A 24875-nucleotide genomic window follows, 5' to 3' on the forward strand; every position below is an offset into this window, starting at 1 on the left:
TTCTTTTTAATGTAAATAGAGCAGAATAAGGCTTAATATTGCTTATGTGATCAGGAAAACAGATAGAGCCTGATGGGCGAATAACGCCCCTCTTTATCTTCCTGCAGATCACGCTTCTTGCTCTATTATTTAATACTTCAAAAGTAATAGAAGTTTGTTACTTAAATATTAAGTAGCGAATTGTAATATAAAATATTAAAATAGAAATTTATAAGAATATTGATATTCATTCAATAATGAAACGCCTTATAGGGACGGAACAAGGCATTTCATTATGGCATCTTTTAGTAAGAATTGTTAAGAAAGTATGGGAATATATCATTATTATATAAATCAAAATTATCAGAATCGTTTCCTGTTCCAAATGGATAATTGTATATACTGAACCATTTTGGATTTCCACTTCCAATCCACATTTCACAGCTGACTCTATCTATCGCGTTCGGGTGGCAAAAGCTTTCATCAGCAAATTTATTTGAGAGAGGAGATTCTAAGGTTTTTATGTATTCAGATGTAGCCCACCAAAAATTACCTTGAAAATGCTTTCTAGGGTGAAGATGAAAATTGATGCCTGCCACATCATGAGCTTGTAGCATAGCTATGCACTCACGCCATTTTGTTATTGTCCCATATTCTAAAAATCTTCTCCAGCTATTCACGTTTTTTATGACATTCAATTCTGCTGTATGAGAAAAATGTCTTATTCCTTTTGTGTGGAAATAAAGAACATGGTCATAATTTTCATTTATTTTACAAAAATTATATAGATGCTTCAAGGTGAATGCTTCATATTGACGTTCATCTTCTGAGCACTCTAATACTTCTATAAAATCATATTGTTCAATGTAATTTTTAATTATATTTGCTTGTTTGCTGTTTATGCAGCAAAAAATTTTCGCGTTATATCTTAGGTTTGATTGTATTAAATTTTTGATTTGCTCATCCACCAAGAGACACCATGCACTTGAATGCTCCGGGGCCCACACATGGTAAAAGACTGCGATTTTTTTCATCTTAAAATCCATTGTTGAAGGAGGATTTTATATATTATTAAAAATAAATAGCAAACTTTTAGCATACATGCATATGCTGAAAAAATAGTATAAGATGCTCATCGCGCCTCGCATTTGAGTGAGCTTACTTTAAAATTTTTGATTTGTGATTAATTAATAAAGACAATTTTGTGGAGCGTCCCGCCGACGTTCTCAGGTCCTCGTGAGTATGTTGTATCGCTAGACGGACTGCTGTTATCGCCGTTTACGACCTCGCTCTCATAGTGATTTATGATCGATAGAGGTCAGAAATTTGTTTTCTGTTATTTTTTTCATGAGTTCCAAAGCTTATTAACCTTAGGCATTCGGATCAGCTTACTCGATCATTTACACCCAAAAGATAGTAGGACAGACACATCACACAGCAGTGTTGTTGTAGTGTATGCCTTATCTATGCTTATTGAGGATGAATATGGCATTGACTAGAGGAGAATACATGATGGCGGTTCAATGTATTTTTGTTTTTCAATGTCGATAATAAAATGTAAACGGACAATTTATTTTAATTTCATAATTTGTTTATGTTGGAATTTTTTGATTATAGTGACATAGTGAGTGCATCTCGTCTTTCTAAATAAGGAATGTAAGTATTTTCTAGGGTATTGGAAATTACTAAATTTCTTTATGTTTTTTATTGTTCGATTTAGCGTAATATCGAGGAATTTATCAGTATGCTTGAAGCTGTAAGACTCGTTATCTGGGATCTTGACGAAACGTTTTGGTCTGGGACGCTGGTCGAAGGCGGCTTAAATGAAAATATTCATTACGCAGAGACTGTAAAAGAGTTGAGCAAGCGTGGAATTATGAATTCCATATGCTCAAAAAATGATTTTTCGTCCGCACGTGAAATTTTAGAACGGTTAGGGGTTTGGGATTTTTTTATTTTTCCAAGTATCAACTGGAGTTCTAAAGGTGAGCGGGTTCAAGGGATAGTTGATGGGGTTAAATTACGTCCAGAAACGATTATGTTTATTGATGATAACCCAATGAACTTACGAGAAGTTTTAAGTGTAGTTCCTAATATTCAAATTGAAAATGAGAAATTTATTCCACGTTTGTTAAGTGATCCGCGGTTCGTGGGAAAAAATGACAATCAGCTAAAACGTCTCGCTGATTACAAGATTTTGGAGGCAAAAAACGAGGTTCTTGAATCGCGTGGAGGAGATAGTCATGCTTTTTTGCGCGATAGTGGTATAACAGTTGAGTTGGATTATGATATCGAGAATAATCTTCCACGGGTAATTGAGATTATTAATAGAACAAATCAACTAAATTTTACTAAAAATAGATTATCTGACGATACTCATGAAGCGGAAAAACAAATACGGGAAGAGATTTCACATTATGATCGCCATGCTGCGCTTGTGCGTGTTCGAGACCGTTTTGGTGATTACGGATATGTCGGATTTTTTCTTCAGGCTCGTGGCGCTGGATACAATAATTTAAAGCATTTCTGTTTTTCATGCCGAACATTGGGTATGTATATTGAAAAATGGATTTATGATTATCTTGGTGATCCGGACGTAAATGTTATCGGAGACGTTTTGACGGATCTTTCTGACGCAACAATTATTCCAGATTGGATTTCGATATATCAACCTGACCTTTCAGAGGTCGAAGCCCTTAAAGGTACGGGCGGGACAATTTTACTCTGTGGTGGCTGTGATCTGGATGCAGTTTCACATTATGTGAAAGCAACTTTTAGCCGCACTGCTCTTTTTGCAAACACTATGCGGCTGGGCGCTGAAATCCGGCGCGATCATTCCTCAATGCTTAGGCGCGCATTTGAAGGGCTTCATGACGACGACGGCCTCTTTCTGCGCCAGTTGGGATATTCCACTGAGGATTCTGCCCTAGGCATCCTACCGAGTGATGTGGATGTTGCTGTTCTAAGCTTCTGGGCTGACATGTTCTATCCGCTCTATGAAGTCGTGCGGAGGGGATACCGTATGCCGTACGCGCCCCTATTGGGGTGTGGACACACAAATATTGAAGATATTTATGAAATAGATTTGTGGAATAGGGGGGCTGTTCCGGAGAATATTGAAATATTTCGATTTGCTAAAGCGAATTTAAAATACCTAAGTGTCATCGATAAGGAAGAATTCCAGGATAATGTCCGTACAATATTGGGATATTTCCGGCCTGATGCACGTATTTTTTTAATGAATGCGTTGCAGCAGGTTCCTAAGGATTTTGAGTGGACTAGAGCCAGGCATTATCAATTAAATGAATGGCAGGCTGAGATTGCACAGGAATTTCCAAATGTCGTGCTCGTCAATGTAGATGAATTTATGTCGCGCCCCGAAGATGCTGTTTCATCGACACATTTTGTGAGGGATTTCTACAGACAAGTCGGCCTTCATCTCTGCAGTGCTGCACTTGAATAAAACTAGAGGCACTCTCTGAAGCCTGTATGGTTACAGTCCCCAGCGAGTGCCCCGTGTAAATCACGTGTTCTATTTTCCGATATCGTTTCGGAAAATTTTGTCTTCCCACTGAATGGCTTTGGCGCCTTCGTAGGCTCTGTGGCGAGCTTCTTCTGGTGTTTGTGCTTTGGCGCATACCGTCAGAACTCGTCCGCCGGCGGCAACAAGAACGTTGTTGGTCAGCTTGGTCCCTGCGTGGAAAACTGAGACCCCCGGTACGGCCTCTGCGCGATCAATGCCTGTGATCCGTCCGCCTGCTTTTGGGGCGTCCGGGTAGCCCTTTGCTGCCAGCACGAGCGATATGGATGCATCATTTGTGAAGGTGGCGCTGGCGTTGTCCAGTTCGCCTCTAGCAAGCGCTGCCAGGATCGGGAGCAGGTCGCTGTCCAGACGGATCAGCAATGCCTGCGCCTCCGGGTCTCCAAAGCGGACATTGTATTCGATGAGCTTGGGCCCTTGATCCGTCAGCATCAGGCCAGCAAAGATGACACCACGGAAAGGGGTTCCACGACGCACCATTTCGGCGAGCATGGGCCGCACGGAAATGTCCAGAGCTTTTTCCTGTGCATCGGCATCGAAGTCAGGGGGAGGGGAGATGGCTCCCATTCCGCCAGTATTTGGGCCGGTATCACCATCACCAAGTCTTTTGTGGTCACGGGCCGCGCCGATAAGGACCGCTTTTTCGCCCGAGCAGAAGGCGAAAAGAGACACTTCGCTTCCGACGAGGCATTCCTCGATAACGAGCGGCATACCCAATCTGCGGATTGCGTCCTCTGCTTCGGGAATGCTCTGCGCCACGACCACGCCTTTTCCGCCTGCAAGCCCGTCAGCTTTAACGACGATCGGCGCTCCCCGAAGGCGAACGAACGCAATTGCCGCGTCTTCGTCTTCGAAGCGTTCCCATCTGGCTGTCGGGATGCCGGCCGCGTCAGCTACTTCCTTGGTGAAAGCCTTACTGCCTTCAAGAGCTGCTGCGGCTTGTGATGGGCCCGCACAGGGAATGCCAGCCTCGGCGCAGGCATCCGCAAGGCCCACGACAAGGGGTGCTTCGGGGCCGGGAACGATCAGGTCGATCTTCTTGGCTTTTGCAAATGTAATGAGAGCCGGAACGTCATCGGCTTTGATGTCGACAAGTGTTCCGACAGAGGCGATCCCCGGGTTTCCCGGCGCTGCATAGAGCGCCGTCAGCTGGGGCGAGCGCGCCAGACATGTTGCAAGCGCATGTTCGCGCCCTCCTGAACCGACCAGCAAAACGCGCATACCGCTCTCCATTTTCGTGTCCGGGCTTCGTTTGAGCGCGTGCGTAGCATAGACTGGGCGCATGATGGAGAGTGATGCCGCATCTGCACGCGGGAATGTGCCGCAATATTCGGTTTCCGAGATCTCTGGGGCGATCAAACGCACTCTGGAGAGTGGATTCGGGCGTGTCCGTGTTCGGGGGGAGATTACGGAGCTCAAGCGTTACCCGTCAGGACACGTATATCTGTCTCTCAAGGATGAGGGCGGCAAGATTGCGGGGGTGATCTGGCGCGGGAGCGTTTCGCGGCTGGGTCTGGCACCGGAGAATGGCAACGAAGTCATCGCGACAGGTCGCGTTTCTGCCTATGGCGAGCGGTCGAGCTATCAGCTTGTCATCGAACGCATGGAGTTTGCCGGCGAGGGGGCGCTCCTCGCGAATATCGAACGCCTCCGTAAGCGGCTTCTTGAAGAGGGATTGTTCGATGGCGACCGCAAGAAGGATATTCCGTTTCTTCCTACGCTTGTGGGTGTCATCACATCGCGTTCAGGCGCAGTTTTACATGATATTCGCACGACCATAGAGCGACGCTTTCCGCGTGATGTCCTTTTGTGGCCTGTTGCTGTGCAAGGCGAGGGAGCGGCAGCCCAGATTGCGGCAGCTATTGAAGGAATGTCTGTTCGGGGGCCGCGCCGCCCGGATGTGTTGATCGTGGCACGTGGTGGCGGCTCCCTTGAAGACCTCATGGCCTTCAATGATGAGCGCGTGCTGCGCGCCGTAGCTGCATGTCCGATCCCGTTGATCTCGGCTGTTGGGCATGAGACTGACACGACACTGATCGATCTTGTCTCTGATCGTCGTGCCCCGACTCCTACTGCTGCTGCTGAGATGGCCGTACCACTTCGATCCGAACTGGTTGCCGATCTCGCGCACCGTACCGCTCGTCTGACGGGCGGTTTGTCACGCATTATGCAGACCGCGAAAGCCAGACTTGATCAGGCGGCGTCTAGGCTTCCGGACCTGCCGGGGTTGCTTGATACGGCGAGGATGCGCCTGGATGATCGGGGGCAGCGTCTGGAGCTTGCTTTGCCGGGGTATGTTTTGCGGCTCAGGGCGATGCTGGATGCTCCTGGGCGATATCTGCCGGGACCCGATCTTATCATTGGACGGCGAAAGGCACGCCTGAGTGCCTTGGTAATCCCGTCTCCTGAATTGCAGATCGAACGCAAGCGCGCCTTCCTGATTACCGCAGCCCGCGGGCTCGATGGTGCGGTGAACCAGACTGTTCAGCAGCAGGCACTACGAGTGGAGCGGCAGCGTCTTACACCTGAAACACTATATTCTGCGATCCGTTTGCAGAAAGCGCGGGTAGAGGGGCTGGGCGCCCATCTGGAGGCCGTCTCGCCGCAGGCCGTACTCAGGCGCGGCTATGCGCTGGTGCAGGATGCGAATGGTCGCCCCGTAACCCGTGCTGATGCAAGGCCGCCAAATGGACGCGTTGTGCTGTCCTTTGCCGATGGAGAGCGAGGTGCAAGACTCGATCCCCTCACGTCTCAGGGCGATCTTGGGTTATGAAATCTTTTCGTCTTTTCGATCTGTCTACCGGAGTCTGCATGCGTCCGATCTGGCTGAGCCTTGCTATCCTTCCGCTTCTTGCGGCGTGTTCCGACCAGCCTGCTGCACCGCCGCAGCAGGCCCAGGGAGCGCATCCTAAAATCCCGCCACAGGATTTCGCGCCTGGTCTTGCGGAAGATACTGCGGCGCCGGAAGAAAAAAAGCTCCTGAATGATCCTTCAGCTCCGGCAAACACACCGCTCTGTGGAAGTGCGCTTCGTGAAGCAATGCAGACGGGCGCCGTGGTTTACACCCAAAGTCTGGCCACGTCTGGAACCTGCCCTCGGAACGCCTGCTTTGACCCGTTAACGGGCACTTTCATTGCGGCAAACGGCAATCGCAGCGTCTGTCGCTGATCGTCTGTTGAATTATTAGTCGTGCTGTAACGGGTTGCTGTTCTTCGTGCCTTCAGCGTTCTTGCTGGATGATGTCCAAGTCTGATGCACCGTGGGCTGAATTTAGAATAAACTGAATTGATAAAAAAAGCCGACCGGAATGATCCGGCCGGCTTTTTGGTGCCCGATATGGCAGCGAAGGTTAGCGGTTCCACCAACCTACGCGACGCTTTGCGGGAGCAGCTTCATCAACATTGATGGGCTGGATGACATTACCATCATCAGCGGCATCTGTTGCCTTAGCCTTGTCAGCAGCACGCGGGCGGCGCCCACGCGTTTTCTTGACCGGCTTTTCCTCTGTAGCTTCGGCTACAACTGGCTCAGCAACAGCTTCGACTGGCGCAGTTTCTTCCGTCGTTGCAGGCGCAGCAGCCTTTGTGCTGCGGCGTGGACGACGCGCCGGCTTTGCTGGAGCGTCCTCGACAGGCGTCTCGACCGTGGCTGGCTCAGAAACCGGGGCTTCAACGGCCTTGGCGATCTCGGGCTCTGCCGGACGTACCTTGCGGGGGCGACCACGCTTTGGCTTCGGAGGGGCTTCTTCGGAGACCATGGCTTCGACAACTGCTTCGATGGCCTCGTCCACGACAGGCGCTGAGGTGATCAGCGACTGCTCGGCTTTTACCGCCTTTGCTGCAGCCTTGAGCGGCGCCGGAACCTGATTCAGTTCAGCCTGCTCAATGACATCAAAGATGTCGAAGCTACCGCCGAACGGATCTGCTGGTGTCGGACCGTTATAAGCACGCTGCGGTGCCTCACGACGTTCCTGGCGAGGGGGCTGTGCCGGACGGTTGCTATTATTGTAGCGATCCGGACGACGGTTGCGGTTCTGCTCTACGGGGGCAGATGCAGGTTCCGGAGTGGCTGCCACGACTTCGTTTTCGACAGTTACGCCTTCCTCGGCATCCGTGTCGCGTTGTGCACGCTTGAAACGTGTCCGGCGACGTCCTGGGATGAGGCCGGTTTCGGAGGTTTCACCATCAGCTTCCGGTGCCGTAGCGTTGCTGGAAACTTCTGGTTGTTCCGAAGCGATCTCATGCTCACCAGACACTGCCGTATCGTTCTGCTCATGATCACGACGACCACCGCGACGACGACGACGACGACGGCGACGGCCATTCCCATTTTCTTCCTCGGTAGCTGTCTGCTCCGATGTGAACTGGTTAGCGGCGGGCTCGGCGACGTCCTGCTCCATGATCTCAACTGGCGCGGCGAGTGGGGCCACGTCTTCGATGATCTCGATGGCTCGGACGTTTTCTGGTGTGCGAACCGGCGCTGGCGTCTGTGGGCTCAGGCGCTCGATGCGGAGTTCGGAGTGCGGCAGGTTGTCGTCAGCACGGAAGATGACCTGCATGCGATGACGTTGTTCAATCTCGGCAAGCCAGGAACGCTTGTTGTTGAGAATGTAAAGCGCGATTCCTGAAGCGACATGCACCTCGATCTCGGCGGCACGCTGTTTTGCACCTTCTTCATCGACGGCGCGCAGAACGTGCAGTGCAGTGCTCTCGGTTCCGCGGACAAAGCCAGTGCCCTGACAGTGTGGGCAAGGTGTAAGAACTGCTTCGGAGATTGATGGACGCAGGCGCTGGCGCGACATTTCGAGAAGGCCGAAATGCGAGATGTGGCCAACCTGGATACGCGCACGATCCGAGCGCAGCGCGTCCTTGAGGCGCTTTTCAACCTGTGCGTTGTGACGGCGGCTTTCCATGTCGATGAAATCGATCACGACAAGACCTGCGAGGTCACGCAGACGCAGCTGGCGTGCGACTTCTTCGGCAGCTTCGAGGTTTGTGCGCAGGGCCGTCTCTTCGATGTTGCGCTGCGCGGTGGACTTGCCGGAGTTTACATCAATGGCAACCAGAGCTTCGGTCTGGTTGATGACCAGATAGCCACCAGATCTGAGCTGTGCTGTCGGCGAGAACATCGCGTCCAGATGGCCTTCGACATTATAGCGTGAGAACAGGCCCTGTCCGCGGTTCTGCCAGAGCTTAACCTTGTTGGCGTTGTGCGGCATGAGCAGGCGCATGAATTCACGCGCGCTCTTCCATGCCGACTCACCATCAATGGTGATGTCTTCAATGTCCTTGGAGAACAGATCGCGGATTGCGCGCTTGATGAGGCTTGCTTCTTCATAAACGAGCGCAGGCGCTACGGAAGATAGCGCGTGGCTGCGGATGTCGTCCCAGAGCTGCAGAAGATATTCGCAATCACGAACGACTTCCGGGCCCGGGCGACCTGCGCCGGCTGTACGAACGATCATTGCCATCGAGCGCGGAAGGTCCAGCTCGGAAATGATGTCACGTAGACGGCGACGGTCTGAGTCGGAAGTAATCTTGCGGGAGACGCCACCACCACGAAGGGCATTGGGCATCAGGACGCAATAACGACCGGCCAGGGAGATGTATGTGGTGAGGGCAGCGCCCTTGTTGCCGCGTTCTTCCTTGACGACCTGCACCAGAATCACCTGACGGCGACGGATGACTTCCTGGATTTTGTAGTTGCGCAGGAAGCGGGCTGTGCGGCGCGAGGCTGCACCTTCTTCGCCTGTGTCATGCTCGCCACCGACGGTTTCCGGGCTGCGGCGGTCTTCGTTGTCTGATTCCTCAGTTTCGTCCGAAGGCTGATGCTCGTGGTGGCTGTTGTCTTCGGAAGATTCGTTGCGATGGTCTATCGCCAGTTCTTCTTCCTGCAGGGCAATCAGCTTTTCGCGGTCTGCAACCGGGATCTGGAAGTAATCCGGATGAATTTCGCTGAAGGCAAGAAAGCCGTGACGGTTGCCGCCATATTCGACGAAGGCGGCCTGAAGACTCGGCTCTACGCGAATGACTTTGGCAAGGTAAATGTTGCCTTTGAGTTGCTTCTTGGAAGATGTCTCGACGTCGTAATCTTCGACGCGGTCACCATCCATGACCACTACGCGGGTTTCTTCCGCATGTGTGGTGTCGATGAGCATACGCTTGGTCATGAAATAATGAACTCCACGGCGCATCCGTGCGGCATTTTCTGCGGGACGGGGCGCGAAATTTTATAGGGAGCAGAGGACCGTGCAGGCGGAATGCGCAGCGGCGAGACATGTTCTGTCCCGTGTTTCTGCGGCTCCAGACTGCAATCATGTCTAATGACATTCGGCCCCTGAGTTATGTGATCCGGACCTTGCGAGGGGCCGGATTGAAAAACATGGCCAGCACAGCGTTGGAACGCGGCCGGGCAAGTCGGACTGTGCCGGAGCATCCCGATCAGGACCCGCTGCGATATTTACGTCGCACACGCGTCAAACGATGGGTCGTCACGGCTCGGAAAGTGGAGGCGGGAAGGATGTGTGCGAAGGATTGGCTGCACACAGATCGGGTCGCACTCTCAGGTCCCTTGAACACAAGGATGGCGGAAATATCAGGTCATGGCAAGCAGTGGTTTTCTGCGGATGCCAGCCTGCGGGTTGCCATGTTTAAGACACGGTTCCATCCTATGCATAACAGCTGGCATAATAGCCGTGTCTGATTAATGTGGGGACGCAGGGTCAATGCTGACGCGACGCAGTGTGGTTGGTGGAGTTTCCGGCCTTTCGGCGCTGCTCCCGGCAGAGGCGCTGGCCCATAGGCTTGCGCCACATTCCCATACAATATCGCCTGCCCGAAAAAAGCTCTCTGCACCTGTAGTCCATAGAGGTGCAGCGCCACTCAAGCCATTGGTCATGCTTGATCCGGGGCATGGGGGAAAAGACCCAGGTGCAATCGGTGTTTCAGGAACTTATGAGAAGCATATAGCGGAAGCTGCGGCGAGTGAGCTTCAGCGTCAGCTTCTTGCTTCAGGTCGGTATCGCGTTGCTCTTACGCGTTCTGAAGACCGTTTCATTCCGCTTGAGGGGCGGGTTGAGATGGCACAGAATCATCAGGCACATCTTTTTATATCCATGCACGCTGATGCCTTGCATGACCGGGATGTGCGTGGTGCGAGTGTCTACACCCTTTCAAGCGGTGCTTCTGATGCGCAGACCGAGTCACTGGCGCGACGGGAAAATAGCGCGGACAGGTTCGCCGGCCCCGCGTTTCATGGCATGTCACCGGATGTGCAGCAGATACTCTCAAGTCTTGTTTCCGAAGAAACGCGTCGGGGCTCTGCACATATGGCATCGAGTGTGGTGGGTGCATTCCGCAGTCGTATCGGTCTGTTGACGCATCCGTCACGGCATGCGGCTTTCGTCGTACTGAAATCTTCCGAAATTCCGTCCGTATTGGTTGAAATGGGTTTTATGTCCAACCGTCTGGATGAGGCCGCGCTTCGGCAGGCAGTGCATCGAACGCAGGTGGCCAGTGCGATGAAATCCGCAGTTGACCGTTACTTTGCCACTCAACCAGCAACAATGACGGGCTGACCAGCGTTTTTTGCATCCATATTTATGGAATGCGCGGGTTGCTTTGTGCGCAAGAATCAGACATTTTCCCGCCCTATGACGTTCTTTCAGGTCCTCTCGCTTCGACTTATTAGCCCCTGAACGCCTCCTTATTGGCGGGCAGCGCTCCGTTGCGTTCAGGGGATGACAGACTAACATTTACCCTGAACAGCGAGACGACCACGACATGACTTTTCAGCATCCTTCTTTCGGCAATATGGCCGACGATCGCGTCATCATCTTCGATACCACCCTGCGTGACGGCGAGCAGTCTCCCGGCTTCTCAATGAATATCGAAGAGAAGCTGCGGATGGCGCATGCGCTGAGCGGTCTTGGTGTTGATGTTATCGAGGCTGGCTTCCCGGTCGCCTCAGAGGGTGATTTCGAGAGTGTGCGCCGTATTGCGGAAGAAGTCCGCGGTTCTGTGATCTGTGGTCTGGCGCGCAGTGGTGGCCGTCGCGATATCGAGGCCGCTGGTGATGCCCTGAAAAAAGCTGAGCGCTCCCGGATCCATAACTTTATCTCTACCTCTCCGCTGCATATGAAATACAAGCTGCGGATGGAGCCGGAGACGGTTCTGGAGATCATTGCGTCGGGTAATCAGAAGGCACGCCAGTATACGGACGATGTCGAGTGGTCTGCTGAAGATGGCTCCCGCACCGATCCTGATTTTCTGTGCCGCTGTGTGGAAGTTGCGATCCGCAATGGTGCGAACACCATCAATATTCCCGATACAGTAGGGTTTGCGACGCCAGAAGAAATGCGCGCCATCTTCAAGATGCTGATGGAGCGTGTTCCAGGTGCGGATAAGGTTATTTTTTCAGCGCATAATCATAATGATCTGGGGTTGGGCGTTGCGAATACCCTGGCGTCCGTCGAGGGGGGGGCGCGTCAGATCGAATGTACGATCAATGGCATTGGTGAGCGCGCCGGCAATGCGGCTCTTGAAGAAATCGTCATGGCTTTGCGGACCCGCCACGATCAGTATAACCGTGTGACGGGCATTGAGACGACAAAGCTGCTGAGCATGTCGCGCATGCTGGCCACGATTACTGGCTTTGACGTCCAGCCAAACAAGGCGATCGTCGGGCGTAATGCATTCGCACATGAGAGTGGCATCCATCAGGATGGTATCCTGAAGAACGCTGCGACCTATGAAATCATGACGCCTGAGAGCGTAGGCTGGAACAAGACATCGCTTGTGATGGGCAAGCATTCGGGCCGTGCGGCTTTCCGCGACAAGCTGGCATCCATGGGATATCCCGTTCTGGAGGAAGAAGCCCTGAACGCGGCGTTCGCGCGTTTCAAGGATCTTGCTGATCGCAAGAAGGTGGTGTTCGACGACGACATCCGGGAACTGGTGGATGATGAAAGCCGCGATCATGACCGTATCCATCTGGTATCGCTGGAACTGACTGCTGGCACGAAAGAGTCAGCACGCGTGAAGCTGGAAATCAGCGTCGATGGTGCGATCCAGTATGCTGCCGTTAGTGGGAATGGGCCTGTTGATGCTGCATTCCGTGCGATTGGCGAAGCGTTCCCGCATACCGCTACGCTGGCACTGTTTTCCGTAGCGAACGTTACGGAAGGAACGGATGCGCAGGCGCGTACGACGGTGCGTCTGCTGGAAAACGGTAAGCTCGTTGACGGTCAGGGAGCTGATTCTGATACGGTTGTTTCGGCTGTTCGGGCTTATATTCATGCTCTGAACAAGCTTCTGACGAAGCGCGAGCGAACAGAGCCTGAAGCGCTTGTTTCCTGAAGCATAATTCATTGACCCGGGAACGCTGTCTGGCGTTCCCGTTCTTCTGGACAAAGCCTGTCTCGTGGCTATGGTTTCTGTTCGAAATCAAAGGGCAGATCTATGCCGCATTCATGGCTTTATTCCATTTCCGGCCTTCTTGTCGGTTTTCTCGTTGGTATGACCGGGGTCGGCGGCGGTTCGCTCATGACGCCGCTGCTTATTCTGCTTTTTGGGGTCAAGCCGCAGTCCGCAGTCGGCACGGATCTGATTTATGCAGCTGTTACCAAAATTGTCGGGACGTCTCTCAACGGGCGTCTTGGGACGGTGCAGTGGAGTATCGTGGGGTGGCTGATGGCGGGCAGTGTGCCTGGCGCAGTATTCTGCCTGATGCTCCTTCACCATCTGGGAACCTCGCCGATTTCAGGACGTCTGGTGCAGGAATCGCTGGGTGTGTGCCTGCTGATGACAGCTCCTGCCGTGCTGTTCCGCCCGAAACTTCAGCTCTGGGCCAGTCGCCGCGAGCCGCTTAAACCGGCAACCGTCAATATGCTCACGGTCCTGATGGGGCTCGTGCTCGGTATTATGGTGACCATGTCATCGGTGGGTGCGGGGGCTGTTGGGATGGCAGCGCTCGTCATTTTGTATCCGATGGTCTCAACGCGTGTTCTTGTTGCGACAGATATCGCACATGCGGTGCCGCTGACCCTCATTGCCGGAGGCGGGCACTGGGTTGAGGGGACGACTGATTTTGGTGTTCTGGTGCGGCTGCTCGCAGGATCAATACCAGGCATTCTGCTGGGGACCTGGTGTGCAGGGGTAGTTCGGGAGGATATCCAGCGCTGGTTTCTGGGTATTCTGCTCGCGATCATTGGTCTCCGGATGATCTGATGTGACCATCCGGAGGGGCGTGTCTTAGTAGCCGCCCTGACCTGGGTAATTGCCCTGAGGATAACCCTGTTGAGGGTAGCCTCTCTGTTGCTGTGGCGGGTAGCAGTTTGCCGGATAGGCACCGTTTGGTGCCTGCTGGCATGGATATGGCTGCTGGCCCTGCGGATAGCTTGGTGTGGCATAGCCCTGCTGGGGGTATTGCTGTCCCTGCGGGTATTGTTGCTGATTGTAGCCGCCGTTCCCGTTGTAATAGCCGCCCTGATTTCCAGGGCGGTTGGGGGTTGTGACGGCACCTGCGCCTGCACCAAGCACGCCACCAGCAAGCGCACCTATGGCAGCACCGCGCCCGCCACCAGCAAGTGCGCCGATTGCTGCGCCTGTCCCGCCACCAAGCAGACCGCCACCCAGTGCGCGTGAACCTGGATCGTAATTGCCTTCACAACCACCAAGGGTGAGGGCGGTTGCGAGAGCGCCGATCATGGCGGTTCCACGAAGAAGAGGGGCCGAAAAGAGGCGGGTCATGTCAGAGGTCCTTGAGCAAAGCATGAGGCTTCAGATGCGCATTGCGTATCAGTAGCCGTTATTGGGTCGGTTTGGCGTAGTTGCAGCGCCAACGGCTGCACCCGTGCCGCCACCTGCAAGTGCACCGATAAGGGCGCCGCGTCCACCGCCAGCGAGGGCGCCGATGGCTGCGCCGCCGCCAGCGCCGATCAATGCGCCGGAACCAGCACGCGCGCCGCTGTCATACGGGCTTCCGCAACCTGCGAGAAGTGCGCCGCAAAGAGAGAGGGCTGCGATGATGCGGGGAGTCTGTGTTCTGGTCATCGTAAAAGGTCCTGAAGAAAATGATCTGCTTTCCGGCTCCTGCGACATCCGTCATCGGAGCGGAAAACAAAGCAGTGGAACGCGTAGAACGTGACCGAACGGTGGCGGGATTGCGGCTTGGTGCAATTTTTTTCTGTGTCATAAAGAAAAATGGCACGAAATTGCATATCGTTGATGCGCTTCCGCCCTTGCTGAACGGGCCGTGCCCCTTTAATCCCTCGGCGCATGCGTCGGTCCATCACTATGTGCCGTAACCAAGTTATATTGTAATGTCAGTTCCGCTAGTGCGGAAGCCGTGCCAGGAGTTTTGGATGTTTTCTCGTCTGCTGGGTCTCATGTCTGCCGACATGGCGATCGACCTCGGCACTGCCAACACGCTGGTTTACGTCAAGGGCCGGGGCATCGTGCTTGATGAACCGTCCGTTGTTGCGATCGCCGATGTGCGTGGCAAAAAGCAGGTCCTTGCCGTTGGCAACGAAGCCAAGCAGATGGTTGGCCGTACCCCTGGCAACATCACAGCGATCCGCCCGCTGCGTGATGGCGTCATTGCGGATTTTGAAGTTGCGGAAGAGATGATCAAGCATTTCATTCGCAAGGTTCATAACCGGCGCATGTTTGCCAGCCCTCAAATCATTATCTGTGTTCCGTCGGGTTCCACCGCCGTTGAGCGCCGTGCGATTCAGGAGAGTGCGGAGAGCGCCGGCGCGCGCAAGGTCCTTCTGATCGAAGAACCGATGGCCGCTGCAATTGGTGCGGGTCTTCCGGTGACGGAACCTTCAGGCAGCATGATCGTCGATATCGGTGGTGGTACGACGGAAGTGGCAGTCATTTCCCTTGGTGGCATCGTGTATGCCCGTTCGGCCCGAGTGGGTGGCGATAAGATGGACGATGCGATTATCGCCTATATTCGCCGTACCTATAATCTGCTGGTTGGCGAGAGTTCGGCCGAGCGCATCAAGATCGAGCTTGGTGCTGCAATGATGCCTGATGATCCCAATGATCCTGGCCCGATCAAGGAAATCAAGGGACGCGATCTGATTAACGGCGTGCCGCGCGAAGTGTTGGTCAGTCAGGCGCAGATTGCTGAAAGTCTGGCCGAGCCCGTTAGTCATATTGTTGATGCCGTTACGACGGCGCTTGAAAACACCCCCCCTGAACTTGCGGCGGATATCGTGGACAAGGGGATTGTGCTCTCAGGTGGTGGCGCGTTGCTCTATCGTCTGGATGATGTGTTGCGCAATGCGACGGGCCTGCCGGTTACTGTGGCCGAGAATGCGCTTTCCTGTGTTGCTCTGGGCACGGGGCGTGCTCTTGAGGAAATGCGTCGTCTGCGCAGTGTCCTGAGCAGCATGTACTGATCGGAAATTCCAAGGCGGGATGTTTTCAATTCATGCCAGGCAGGTGCTTTCAAGAGCTATTCTGCCGGTCCTGATCCTGCTGGCGGTGGGGCTTGTTCTTCTTGGGCAGGTCCGTCGTCCGGTAGTTGAGAGCGTGCGCCTTGTGGCTGCGGATATGCTCGCGCCTGCCTATCATGCACTGGTGGTGCCGCAGGAGCATGTGATTGCATGGATGACGGATCTGCGCGGTGCGACGGATCTTGCGCGGGAAAACGCCCGGCTTCGTGATGAAAACCGTGGATTACGGCATTGGTATGATGTTGCCGTGGCGCTGGCTGCCGAGAATGGCCGCCTTAAGAACAGCCTGCACTGGATTCCAGAAGCGGTGCCGCAATATGTGACCGGGCGTGTGACACGTGATGACGGTGGCCCCTACTCGCGGGCTGTTCTGCTGGATGTCGGCAGTGGACATCAGGTCCGGGCAGGGGATGTAGCACTGGATGCTGCGGGTCTGCTCGGGCGAGTGACGGAGATCGGGCCGCATACGGTGCGTGTGCTTCTCATCAGCGATGATGCCAGCCGTATACCGGTGACGCTCGCGGTATCGCACGCGGATGCGATCATGGCAGGCGACGATACAGTCAATCCAAGGCTGCTATTCTATCCGCAGGATCATCATCCCGTGGAGGGAGAGCGCGTGGAGACGCGCGGGCAGAACGAAATGCCTGGTGGTCTGCCGGTTGGCACGGTGCATTATCTTGCGCCTGGGCGGCCTGTGGTCTTGCCTGATGCAGATCTGGGGCGGCTGGATATCGTGCGTGTCTTTGATTATGGCGATGAGGGTGCTACTGCGCCTGATGCGCCCGGGCGTGTTCGCGTCAAGAAGTTGCCTGATATCGCGGTGCCGTCTGGATTGCATTTGCCTGAATTGCTTGGAAGTGGCGCAGGTACGGTTCCGGCTTTAGGATCAGGGCAAGAGTAGAGGCAATGGTCGCTGAAAAATCAACGCCACACCTACACTCCGCCGTTGAGCCGAATCCGACACTGAAGCGGCGTCTGGATGCTCTCGTCCGCGCAGCGATGCCGTCGCTGTTCATTATTATCTGCACTGTTCTGCTCTCGGCGCCTTTCGGTCTTCCAGGACAGGAAGAATTGCAGTTCGGTCTCGCCGTCAGTACCGTCTGGTTCTGGGCAGCCAATCGACCCCGATCAATGCCTGCGATTGCTGTATTTTTCTGTGGGTTGGTGCTCGAAATTTTCAGTTCAGGGCCGCCGGGTGCAGTCCTTTTCTGGCTTTTGGTGACGTATGGAGTTGCCAGTAATTGGCGTTATGGCCTGTCCCAGATCGGGTTTGTTGCGGGGTGGTTAATATTCGCGGCACTTGCATTGACGGGCTCATTTTTTGAATGGGCACTCGTATGTCTGCATGCATTTGCGCTATTGTCTCCGGTGCCAAGCCTCTTTCAGGCTGCGCTGACAGTGGGTATCTATCCCTCGCTGAGCGCGCTGTTCGTCTGGGGTCGTCGCACCTTTGCCAACCCGGATCAGGCCTGACGGTTCGTTCCACTAAGGCATCCGCGCGAATCCACGCCACGTATTTCGGACCCTGAACGCCTCAAACGATGTTTTTCAAGCGTCGATCTTCCCGCAAAGTGTCGCGTCTCGGGCGCCCGGCCGAACCTGTACGTTCAGGGCGGGGCGTTTTTACGCGCCGTGCGCTGCTTGTCATGGCGGTGCAGGCTGGTGTTCTGGGAACGCTGGGACGACGTCTTTACAATTTGCAGGTGGTAGACGGCGGGCATCTCCGTCAGCTTGCTGAACGTAATCGTACCAGCAAACGCCTTCTTGCCCCTGCGCGTGGGCCGGTTCATGACCGCTTCGGCATTCCGCTCGCGGATAACAAGGTCAGTTGGCGTGCGTTGCTCATGCCTGAAGAAACGACTGATATTCCAGCCGTCATTGAGCGCTTTTCCCAGATCGTGCCGCTGGATGAGCATGATCGTGCGCGGATTGAGCGCGATCTTCGGCATCTGCACAAATATGTGCCCGTTACGCTCCATGAGTTTTTGTCCTGGGACGACATGGCGCGCATTGAGCTGAATGCGCCTTCCTTGCCGGGTGTGCTGGTGGATGTCGGCTCAACGCGCCTTTATCCTATGAAGGAACTGATGGCGCATATCGTCGGATATGTAGCGCCTCCCAATGAGGATGACGTCGCAAAGGACACCACACTCTCTCTGCCTGGTATGCGCGTCGGGCGCGCCGGGATTGAGCAGACGCAGGAGGCTGTGCTGCGGGGACAACCTGGCTCTGTGGAGATGGAGGTTAATGCGGTTGGGCGTGTCATCGGTGAGATCGATCGCGAGGAGGGGGAGCAGGGCGATAATGTTCATCTGACGCTTGATGCCGTGCTGCAGCAGCAGGTTCTGGAGCGTCTTGGAGACCGGGTTGCGAGTTCGGTTGTGATGGACTGTCGCAACGGCGAAATTCTGGCGATGGTCAGTACACCCTCGTTTGATCCATCACTCTTTGATTCCGGCGTGAGCCATGCGCAGTGGGACGAGTGGAACAAGGATCCACGCACACCCTTGGTAGATAAGGCCGTTTCGGGGGTTTATCCGCCGGGTTCGACTTTCAAGCCGGCTGTTGCAATGGCTGCTTTACAATCGGGTGCAGTTACGGCGCAGGACCGTTTTAACTGCCCTGGTTACTTTGATATGGGCGGCGTGCGTTTCCATTGCTGGAACCGCTGGGGGCACGGCATGATCAATATGCGCGAGGCTCTGAAATATTCCTGTGACGTCTTTTTTTATGAGACTGCACGCCGCTGCGGCATGGACCCTATCAAGGCGGTCGGCAACACTATGGGGTTGGGTGTAAAGCTGGGTGTTGAACTGCCTCATGTACGGGCAGGGTTGATCCCCACGCCTGACTGGCGGCGCGAGCATGGTTTTCACTGGAACGGTGGTGATACCGTGAATGCGGGTATAGGGCAGGGCTTCGTTCAGGTGACGCCACTTGAACTTGCCACTTATGTTTCGCGTATTGCCTCGGGTCGGAACGTCCAGCCACACCTGCTGCGCGCTATAAACGACACGCTTTCATCGCAGGCCAGCCTGGATGTTGCTCCACCACTGGATATTCCGTCCGAGCATCTGGATGTTGTTCGGGGCGGCATGTTCGCTGTGGTTAATGAACAGCATGGTTCGGCGCCGAAGGCCAGGCTGGACTTGCCCAATGTTCAGATGGCGGGAAAGACGGGCTCGGCGCAGGTTCGTCGTGTATCGCGTGCGCTTCGTGAGTCCGGTCATTTTAATTCCATGGACCTTCCATGGGAGTACCGGCCCCATGCATTGTTCATCTGTTTTGCCCCGTATGATGAGCCACGATATGCAGTCTCTATTGTGGTGGAGCATGGAAATGCCGGTGCCGACGAAGCGGCGCCTCTGGCCAAACTCATAATGACCGATACGCTCATGCGTGATCCGTCAAACCAGTCTCGTCCGCCGGGTCAGACCGTGGCGCAGGCTGGACCCGAGCCCGGTTGAAAGGCACAGGATGAATGATTTCGGTCTTCTGAAATCTGAAAAGCGGCTGCTGCGGGCGGAACCTGATTTTCGTCCATTGGCACGGCTTTTACAGATCAACTGGCTTTATGTGTTGCTGATCTGCGCACTGGCCGGGGTTGGCTATATTGCGCTGTATTCTGCGGGTGGCGGTTCAGCCAAGCCGTTTGCTGCGCCGCAGATGGTGCGTTTTGGCTTTGGGCTTGTGATGATGATCGCGGTCGCGCTCGTCAGTCCGCGTATTCTGCGATTGTTGTCTGTGCCTGTGTACCTGATGTCCATCACCTTGCTCGCGCTGGTGTTGCGCATGGGGCATGTGGGCAAGGGGGCTGAGCGATGGATCAATCTGGCTGGAATGCAGTTTCAGCCTTCCGAATTTGCAAAGATTGCGCTCGTTCTTGCTTTGGCAACGTGGTTTCACCGCATTGGCAATGAACGCATGGGCAATCCGTTGCGCCTGATCCCGCCTGCAATCCTGACGCTTCTGCCGGTCGTGCTGGTATTAAAAGAACCTAATCTGGGTACCGCCACCATCATTGGTGTGATTGGCGCGACCCTGTTTTTCGCAGCAGGAATGCGGCTTTGGCAAATTTTAATTTTGGTCGCGCCAATCCCGTTTTTGGGTAAATTTGTTTACGCGCATCTTCATGATTATCAGAAGGCCCGGATCGATACGTTCCTTCATCCGGAGCATGATCCGCTCGGCGCTGGATATAATATTATCCAGTCCAAAATTGCGCTCGGGTCTGGTGGTATGTGGGGCGAGGGCTATCTGCATGGCAGTCAGGGTCAGCTGAATTTTCTTCCTGAAAAGCAGACGGACTTCATTTTCACCATGATCGGGGAAGAATGGGGTTATGCCGGTGGGATCGCAGTCATAGGCCTGCTGTGCCTTATCACGCTTGGTGGCATGCTCATTGCGCTCCGTAGCCGAAACCAGTTCGGGCGATTGCTCGGACTGGGGATTGCGATGGATTTTTTCCTGTATTGTGCTGTCAATCTCTCAATGGTTATGGGCGCGATCCCAGTGGGGGGCGTGCCGCTTCCGCTGATATCATATGGCGGCTCAGCGATGTTGACGATGATGTTTGGGTTTGGATTGCTGCTCTCATCCTGGGTCCATCGAAACGATCGGGACCCAGGATTTGAGGATGAGGACAGCTGAACCTCAGAGTTCCAGCAGGACCTTGGAGGATGTTTTTCGATCCAGCGAGGCTGTGAAGGCGTCCTGATAATGTTCCAGTGGAAAGCTGTGGGTGATCAGGCCATCTGCGATCCAGTGGTTTTTCGCAAGAAGATTAAGGGCTTCTCCAAATTCCAGATCAAAGCGGAATGTGCCGCGGTAATCCAGTTCGCGGGAGATGATCTGAGCGAGTGGCGCAGGGATATCGCCCGGTGGGAATATTCCCACCTGCACAAGGATGCCGCCCTTGCGGGTTCTGGCGATGGCTGTTGGTAGGGCTGAGATCACTCCCGTGGCTTCGAAGACGACTTCATATTCATCTTCATGCGCTGCCTGAGAGGTATTGAAGGTAGCCGTAGCGCCGAGCTTTCGTGCGATTTCGAGCGGGAAATCATGGAGGTCCGTTACAACGATTTCCGAGGCCCCGGCAATTTTAAGCCCCGCCACTATCAGTGCGCCGATGGGGCCTGCGCCCTGCACCAGAATTTTCCGGCCTTCTACATTGCCCGCACGGCTGATGGCATGGAGTGCGACTGAGAAAGGTTCCGCCATGCTGGCTCGGCGGACGTCAAGGCCGGGGGGCAGCGCATAAAGCTGCGAAGCATCCACGATCATTTCCCGCCGGAAGCCGCCTCCTGTGTGGGGGAGGAGTGCGGCGCTGCCGAAAAAGCGCATGTTCCGGCACAGGTGTCTGGCACCGCGGAGACATTCTGGGCAGGTTCCGCAGGGTTTGGCGGGATGAATGGCAACTGCCTCACCAGCATGGAACCGGGTCACGTCGGGCGCCACGGCTTCCACTACGCCTGAAACTTCATGCCCGAGGACCATGGGCTCCCGCAGGACAGAAGCTCCTACGCCGCCATGAAGGAAATAGTGCATGTCAGAGCCGCATATGCCACCCCATGCTGGCCGGATGCGGACGGTTCCGGCTTCGAGTGCGGGGAGAGGGATCTTGTCGAGGCGCAGGTCTCCCTTGTGATGAATGACAAGGGCTTCGGTTGTGTTGGTGGACGACATTGTCAGGCTCACTCTCTGACTGGAGGAACATTGCTGTTCCACCTTACTCCTGCTGTCTGCGGCCGGGGTCATGACGTCTTGGTGCGTTCACGCTGAATTCAGACGGCTTACAGAGGCCTGCATTGCCGTCGACAATCGTTTCAGAGGCTTCGGCTCAGTGGTGAAGCATCTCTGCGTGGAGCGGTGAGCGAGTTTTCGTAGAGGCGTGTCGTGTTGGCTTCATGGGAGCGTGGCGGCCGCATCAGGTTCCACGCTCCCATTGGTTCAGCCTTCGATTTGACCAAAATCAGCGATCAATGCGGTTGTCTGGCGGAATTTGGTCAACAGCCGCAACCGGTTGGCGCGAATTTCAGGCTCTGGCGCGTTGACGATGACGGCTTCGAAGAACTGGTCCAGTACCGGGCGAAGAGCTGCCATGGCCTGCATGGCATCTGTGAAGCGCTCTTCTTTCAAGGTCTGCTGGGTCTGAACGATTGCCTCATCCAGCGCCTTTGCAAGGGCACGTTCTTCGTCCTGAGCGTAGAGTGTTGAGTCCGGCTGGCCGGTATGAGGGCCGTCCTTTTTGTCTTCGATGCGCAAAATGTTGGCAGCGCGTTTGGCGGCGGCAAGCAGGTTGCGGCCGTTTTCGGTCTGGATCATGTCGGACAATGCGTCCGTACGGGCCAGCAGACGTACCAGATCTCCGTCCAGGCCGCCCGCAAGGGTTGCGGCCAGAACATCGTGGCGTTTGCCTTCGCTGCGAAGCTGTACGCGGAGGCGTTCTGCAATAAAGTCTGGAAGGCGAGGCAGTTCTCCGCCCGTGCGCTCTCCAGCAGCCTTGCTGAACAGGTCTGTCAGGTTAAGGCGAAGGGCGTTGTCACGGATGCTGCGGATCACGCCGAGTGCAGCCCTGCGTAGGCCATATGGATCGCCGGAACCGGTAGGGGTTTCGCTAATTGCAAAGAACCCAGCCAGAAGATCCAGACGGTCTGCAAGTGCGACAGCGACGGAGACCGGGGCCGTTGCTGTGTCATCGCCGAGGCCACGGGGCATGTAATGCTCTGCGACGGCTTGTGCGGTGGCGCTGTCTTCACCGTCATGAGCTGCGTAGTAGCCGCCCATGACACCCTGTAGTTCAGGGAACTCTCCAACCATGCCGGTTGTCAGGTCAGCCTTTGCGAGTAGGCCAGCGCGGTAAGCCTGATCGGCCTGCTGCGAGGTCAGGCCCATGGCCTCTGCCACATGGCGTGCCAGCGTAGAAATTCGCTGCGCACGGGCGCCCTGGGTGCCGAGTTTGGCATGGAACGTGACGGCATCAAGGGCCGGGACGCGGTCTGCAAGTGGCGTTTTGCGATCCAGATCCCAGAAGTGCCTTGCATCTGCAAAACGCGCACTGAGAACCCGCTCATTGCCTGCTGTGGTCAGGGCGCCGCCATCCTTGAAGGGAAGGTTGGCCACGAATGCAAAAAACGGGGCCGCCTTACCCTCCGGTGTGCGCAGCGCGAAGTAGCGCTGGTTGATGCGCATGGAGACCTGCATGACCTCGGCCGGGAGATCCATAAAGGCCGCTCCGATGTGCCCGAGCAGGGGCACCGGATATTCAACGAGGCCAGCAACTTCGTCCACCAGGCCCGCATCTTCAACAACGGAAATGTTCTGCTGAGCGGCAAGGCGCGCAATACCTGTGCGAATCATGTCACGGCGGGTATCCACGTCCACGATGACGGAGCGCGTTTCCAGTTCGTCTTTCCACTGTGAGGTGGATGTGACTTCAAAGGCGCCGGGCGCGACGAAGCGGTGACCTTCGGAAAGGTTGGACGAACGCAGGCCGTGGGCATCATCTCCGTCGCGGGCGAGCGAGAAGGGGACGACCCGGCCATCAAGGATGCAGGTGATGCGACGGAGGGGGCGTACCCATGTAAAATTGGACCCAGCGCCCCAGCGCATTGATTTGGGCCATGGGAATTTCCAAAGGATTTCGGGAACGACATCTGCAATGCGCGTTTCGGCGCTTACGGGGTCGAGGTTCTGGTTAAGGACCCAGAACCCGTCCTCCAGCGTCAGATCAGCGGGCGTAACGCCATGTTTGCGGGTGAAGCCGGCGAGGGCTTTTTCCGGGGCGCTCTCACGAGGGCCGCGTTCGGAAACGGTTCTGGCCGGGATCTCGTGATCCAGTGTGATGGATGCAGCAATGCGACGGGCGCCGAAAAAAGTCTGTATGTCGCGCGGTGCAAGGCCGTCAAACGCCTTCGTCAGCGCCGACGCCAGATCTTCGGCCGCACGGGACTGCATGCCAGCAGGAATTTCCTCGCTGAACAGTTCGAGAAGCATTTCAGCCATCAGGAATTCTCCTCTTCGCCAGCAAGCCAGGCTTCGCATGAAGCTTTCGCGAGAGTGCGGACTCTGCCGATATAGGAGGCGCGTTCTGATACTGAGATCACGCCGCGTGCGTCCAGCAGGTTGAACAGATGTGAAGCCTTAAGGCACTGATCGTAGGCTGGCTGTGCGATGCCTGCCTCGGCCAGGCGAATGGATTCACGCTCGGCATCGTTGAAATGCGTTAGGAGCATTCCGGTGTCGGCCAACTCGAAATTATGGCGCGAATAGTCTCTTTCGGCACGCAGGAAGATATCGCCATATTTCAGACCCTTCCCGTTGAAATCCAGGTCATAGACGTTCTCAACGCCCTGAACATACATTGCCAGCCGCTCAAGGCCGTATGTGAGTTCGGTGGAGGGCATGACAGTTGGGATACCGCCAACCTGCTGGAAATATGTGAACTGGGACACTTCCATCCCATCACACCAGACTTCCCAGCCGAGGCCCCATGCGCCGATGGTCGGGTTTTCCCAGTCGTCCTCGACGAATCGTATATCGTGCTTTTCCGGATCGATCCCGATGGCGCGATAGCTGTCCAGCAGGAGTTGCTGGCTGTCTGCCGGGGTGGGTTTCAGTAGTACCTGATACTGGTAATAATGCTGCAGGCGGTTCGGGTTTTCACCGTAACGACCGTCGGACGGGCGACGGCATGGCTGTACGTAGGCCGCAGCCCAGGGCTTGTTTCCAAGCGCACGTAATGTGGTGTGCGGAGAGAGGGTGCCCGCACCAAGCTCTGTGTCGTAGGGTTGCAGGATGGCGCAACCCTTCTCGGACCAGAACTGATGGAGGCGCAGGATCAGGTCCTGAAAGCACAGCGGCCGGTTCGCAGACAATTCGATAGGC

19 protein-coding genes are annotated in these 24875 nt (G+C 55.0%); 11 read left to right on the forward strand and 8 right to left on the reverse strand.

The features are described from left to right. Positions 1-284: 284 nt before the first annotated feature. Positions 285-1013 carry a hypothetical protein gene (locus GWA01_RS01830; protein ID WP_146793439.1) on the reverse strand — a complete coding sequence of 243 codons (729 nt, stop codon included), beginning with the start codon at positions 1011-1013 and terminating at the stop codon, positions 285-287. A gap of 710 nt (positions 1014-1723) precedes the next feature. Here GWA01_RS01830 and GWA01_RS01835 point away from each other — a divergent pair. Continuing rightward, on the forward strand, positions 1724-3442 hold the full coding sequence (locus tag GWA01_RS01835; protein WP_146793441.1) for an HAD-IIIC family phosphatase: 1719 nt from the start codon (positions 1724-1726) through the stop codon (positions 3440-3442). Positions 3443-3511: 69 nt separating this feature from the next. Here the strand turns inward: GWA01_RS01835 and purD are convergent, their stop codons facing one another. Further along, the gene (gene purD / locus GWA01_RS01840) at positions 3512-4741 is read right to left on the reverse strand and encodes a phosphoribosylamine--glycine ligase (protein WP_146793443.1); all 1230 of its coding nucleotides are present in this window, start codon (positions 4739-4741) and stop codon (positions 3512-3514) included. Between the two features lie 61 nt (positions 4742-4802). On the opposite strand from purD, the gene xseA reads away from it, so the two are divergent. Further along, the gene (xseA, locus tag GWA01_RS01845) at positions 4803-6293 is read left to right on the forward strand and encodes an exodeoxyribonuclease VII large subunit (RefSeq protein ID WP_146793445.1); all 1491 of its coding nucleotides are present in this window, start codon (positions 4803-4805) and stop codon (positions 6291-6293) included. Positions 6294-6331: 38 nt separating this feature from the next. Next, positions 6332-6688: a hypothetical protein gene (locus GWA01_RS01850; protein WP_146793448.1), complete on the forward strand. Its 357-nt coding sequence runs from the start codon at positions 6332-6334 to the stop codon at positions 6686-6688. A gap of 181 nt (positions 6689-6869) precedes the next feature. Here GWA01_RS01850 and GWA01_RS01855 read toward each other — a convergent pair whose 3' ends face one another. Then, on the reverse strand, positions 6870-9689 hold the full coding sequence (locus GWA01_RS01855) for an Rne/Rng family ribonuclease (RefSeq protein WP_146793450.1): 2820 nt from the start codon (positions 9687-9689) through the stop codon (positions 6870-6872). A gap of 555 nt (positions 9690-10244) precedes the next feature. Between GWA01_RS01855 and GWA01_RS01860 the strand changes: the two genes are divergently transcribed. The 3 genes from GWA01_RS01860 (at position 10245) to GWA01_RS01870 (ending at position 13746) form a co-directional block, all read left to right on the forward strand. Further along, positions 10245-11096, forward strand: coding sequence for an N-acetylmuramoyl-L-alanine amidase family protein (locus tag GWA01_RS01860; protein WP_146793452.1), 852 nt, complete (start codon positions 10245-10247; stop codon positions 11094-11096). A 205-nt stretch (positions 11097-11301) separates the two neighbouring features. Further along, positions 11302-12876: a 2-isopropylmalate synthase gene (locus GWA01_RS01865; RefSeq protein WP_146793453.1), complete on the forward strand. Its 1575-nt coding sequence runs from the start codon at positions 11302-11304 to the stop codon at positions 12874-12876. A 102-nt stretch (positions 12877-12978) separates the two neighbouring features. Beyond that, complete coding sequence (locus GWA01_RS01870; RefSeq protein ID WP_146793455.1) at positions 12979-13746, forward strand: sulfite exporter TauE/SafE family protein; 768 nt, start codon at positions 12979-12981, stop codon at positions 13744-13746. Positions 13747-13770: 24 nt separating this feature from the next. Here the strand turns inward: GWA01_RS01870 and GWA01_RS01875 are convergent, their stop codons facing one another. Both GWA01_RS01875 and GWA01_RS01880 read right to left on the reverse strand, forming a co-directional pair. Then, positions 13771-14268: a hypothetical protein gene (locus tag GWA01_RS01875; protein ID WP_146793457.1), complete on the reverse strand. Its 498-nt coding sequence runs from the start codon at positions 14266-14268 to the stop codon at positions 13771-13773. 48 nt (positions 14269-14316) lie between these two features. Further along, positions 14317-14571, reverse strand: coding sequence for a YMGG-like glycine zipper-containing protein (locus GWA01_RS01880; RefSeq protein ID WP_146793459.1), 255 nt, complete (start codon positions 14569-14571; stop codon positions 14317-14319). Positions 14572-14882: 311 nt separating this feature from the next. On the opposite strand from GWA01_RS01880, the gene GWA01_RS01885 reads away from it, so the two are divergent. From GWA01_RS01885 to rodA, 5 genes are all read left to right on the forward strand, one after another. Beyond that, a complete protein-coding gene (locus tag GWA01_RS01885; protein ID WP_146793461.1) occupies positions 14883-15929 on the forward strand; it encodes a rod shape-determining protein in 1047 nt (348 codons plus the stop codon). Between the two features lie 19 nt (positions 15930-15948). Then, positions 15949-16890 carry a rod shape-determining protein MreC gene (gene mreC, locus GWA01_RS01890; protein WP_146793463.1) on the forward strand — a complete coding sequence of 314 codons (942 nt, stop codon included), beginning with the start codon at positions 15949-15951 and terminating at the stop codon, positions 16888-16890. A 5-nt stretch (positions 16891-16895) separates the two neighbouring features. Beyond that, complete coding sequence (locus GWA01_RS01895; RefSeq protein WP_146793465.1) at positions 16896-17462, forward strand: hypothetical protein; 567 nt, start codon at positions 16896-16898, stop codon at positions 17460-17462. Positions 17463-17530: 68 nt separating this feature from the next. Then, positions 17531-19456, forward strand: coding sequence for a penicillin-binding protein 2 (mrdA, locus tag GWA01_RS01900; RefSeq protein WP_146793467.1), 1926 nt, complete (start codon positions 17531-17533; stop codon positions 19454-19456). A gap of 10 nt (positions 19457-19466) precedes the next feature. Continuing rightward, a complete protein-coding gene (gene rodA / locus GWA01_RS01905; RefSeq protein ID WP_186819426.1) occupies positions 19467-20639 on the forward strand; it encodes a rod shape-determining protein RodA in 1173 nt (390 codons plus the stop codon). 3 nt (positions 20640-20642) lie between these two features. Here the strand turns inward: rodA and GWA01_RS01910 are convergent, their stop codons facing one another. The 3 genes from GWA01_RS01910 to GWA01_RS01920 all read right to left on the reverse strand — a co-directional run bounded on the left by GWA01_RS01910 (position 20643) and on the right by GWA01_RS01920 (position 24865). Further along, positions 20643-21674, reverse strand: coding sequence for an L-idonate 5-dehydrogenase (locus GWA01_RS01910; RefSeq protein ID WP_146793469.1), 1032 nt, complete (start codon positions 21672-21674; stop codon positions 20643-20645). 264 nt (positions 21675-21938) lie between these two features. Beyond that, positions 21939-23993, reverse strand: a complete 2055-nt coding sequence (gene glyS / locus GWA01_RS01915; RefSeq protein ID WP_146793471.1) for a glycine--tRNA ligase subunit beta — start codon at positions 23991-23993, stop codon at positions 21939-21941. Then, on the reverse strand, positions 23993-24865 hold the full coding sequence (locus GWA01_RS01920; protein WP_146793473.1) for a glycine--tRNA ligase subunit alpha: 873 nt from the start codon (positions 24863-24865) through the stop codon (positions 23993-23995). The genes glyS and GWA01_RS01920 overlap by 1 nt, the downstream gene beginning before the upstream one ends. Positions 24866-24875 lie beyond the last annotated feature (10 nt).

The organism is Gluconobacter wancherniae NBRC 103581 (genome assembly GCF_007988885.1).
Lineage (GTDB): Bacteria > Pseudomonadota > Alphaproteobacteria > Acetobacterales > Acetobacteraceae > Gluconobacter > Gluconobacter wancherniae.

What these genes read in the sequence shown, in the direction of transcription:
- mrdA (WP_146793467.1), top strand. Translation starts at nt 17,531, where the DNA reads ATGTTTTTCAAGCGTCGATCTTCCCGCAAAGTGTCGCGTCTCGGGCGC.
- GWA01_RS01895 (WP_146793465.1), top strand. Translation starts at nt 16,896, where the DNA reads ATGGTCGCTGAAAAATCAACGCCACACCTACACTCCGCCGTTGAGCCG.
- GWA01_RS01830 (WP_146793439.1), bottom strand. Translation starts at nt 1,013, where the DNA reads ATGAAAAAAATCGCAGTCTTTTACCATGTGTGGGCCCCGGAGCATTCA.
- purD (WP_146793443.1), bottom strand. Translation starts at nt 4,741, where the DNA reads ATGCGCGTTTTGCTGGTCGGTTCAGGAGGGCGCGAACATGCGCTTGCA.
- GWA01_RS01865 (WP_146793453.1), top strand. Translation starts at nt 11,302, where the DNA reads ATGACTTTTCAGCATCCTTCTTTCGGCAATATGGCCGACGATCGCGTC.
- glyS (WP_146793471.1), bottom strand. Translation starts at nt 23,993, where the DNA reads ATGGCTGAAATGCTTCTCGAACTGTTCAGCGAGGAAATTCCTGCTGGC.
- xseA (WP_146793445.1), top strand. Translation starts at nt 4,803, where the DNA reads ATGATGGAGAGTGATGCCGCATCTGCACGCGGGAATGTGCCGCAATAT.
- GWA01_RS01910 (WP_146793469.1), bottom strand. Translation starts at nt 21,674, where the DNA reads ATGTCGTCCACCAACACAACCGAAGCCCTTGTCATTCATCACAAGGGA.
- rodA (WP_186819426.1), top strand. Translation starts at nt 19,467, where the DNA reads ATGAATGATTTCGGTCTTCTGAAATCTGAAAAGCGGCTGCTGCGGGCG.
- GWA01_RS01860 (WP_146793452.1), top strand. Translation starts at nt 10,245, where the DNA reads ATGCTGACGCGACGCAGTGTGGTTGGTGGAGTTTCCGGCCTTTCGGCG.
- GWA01_RS01880 (WP_146793459.1), bottom strand. Translation starts at nt 14,571, where the DNA reads ATGACCAGAACACAGACTCCCCGCATCATCGCAGCCCTCTCTCTTTGC.
- GWA01_RS01885 (WP_146793461.1), top strand. Translation starts at nt 14,883, where the DNA reads ATGTTTTCTCGTCTGCTGGGTCTCATGTCTGCCGACATGGCGATCGAC.
- GWA01_RS01835 (WP_146793441.1), top strand. Translation starts at nt 1,724, where the DNA reads ATGCTTGAAGCTGTAAGACTCGTTATCTGGGATCTTGACGAAACGTTT.
- GWA01_RS01875 (WP_146793457.1), bottom strand. Translation starts at nt 14,268, where the DNA reads ATGACCCGCCTCTTTTCGGCCCCTCTTCTTCGTGGAACCGCCATGATC.
- mreC (WP_146793463.1), top strand. Translation starts at nt 15,949, where the DNA reads ATGTTTTCAATTCATGCCAGGCAGGTGCTTTCAAGAGCTATTCTGCCG.
- GWA01_RS01850 (WP_146793448.1), top strand. Translation starts at nt 6,332, where the DNA reads ATGCGTCCGATCTGGCTGAGCCTTGCTATCCTTCCGCTTCTTGCGGCG.
- GWA01_RS01870 (WP_146793455.1), top strand. Translation starts at nt 12,979, where the DNA reads ATGCCGCATTCATGGCTTTATTCCATTTCCGGCCTTCTTGTCGGTTTT.
- GWA01_RS01855 (WP_146793450.1), bottom strand. Translation starts at nt 9,689, where the DNA reads ATGACCAAGCGTATGCTCATCGACACCACACATGCGGAAGAAACCCGC.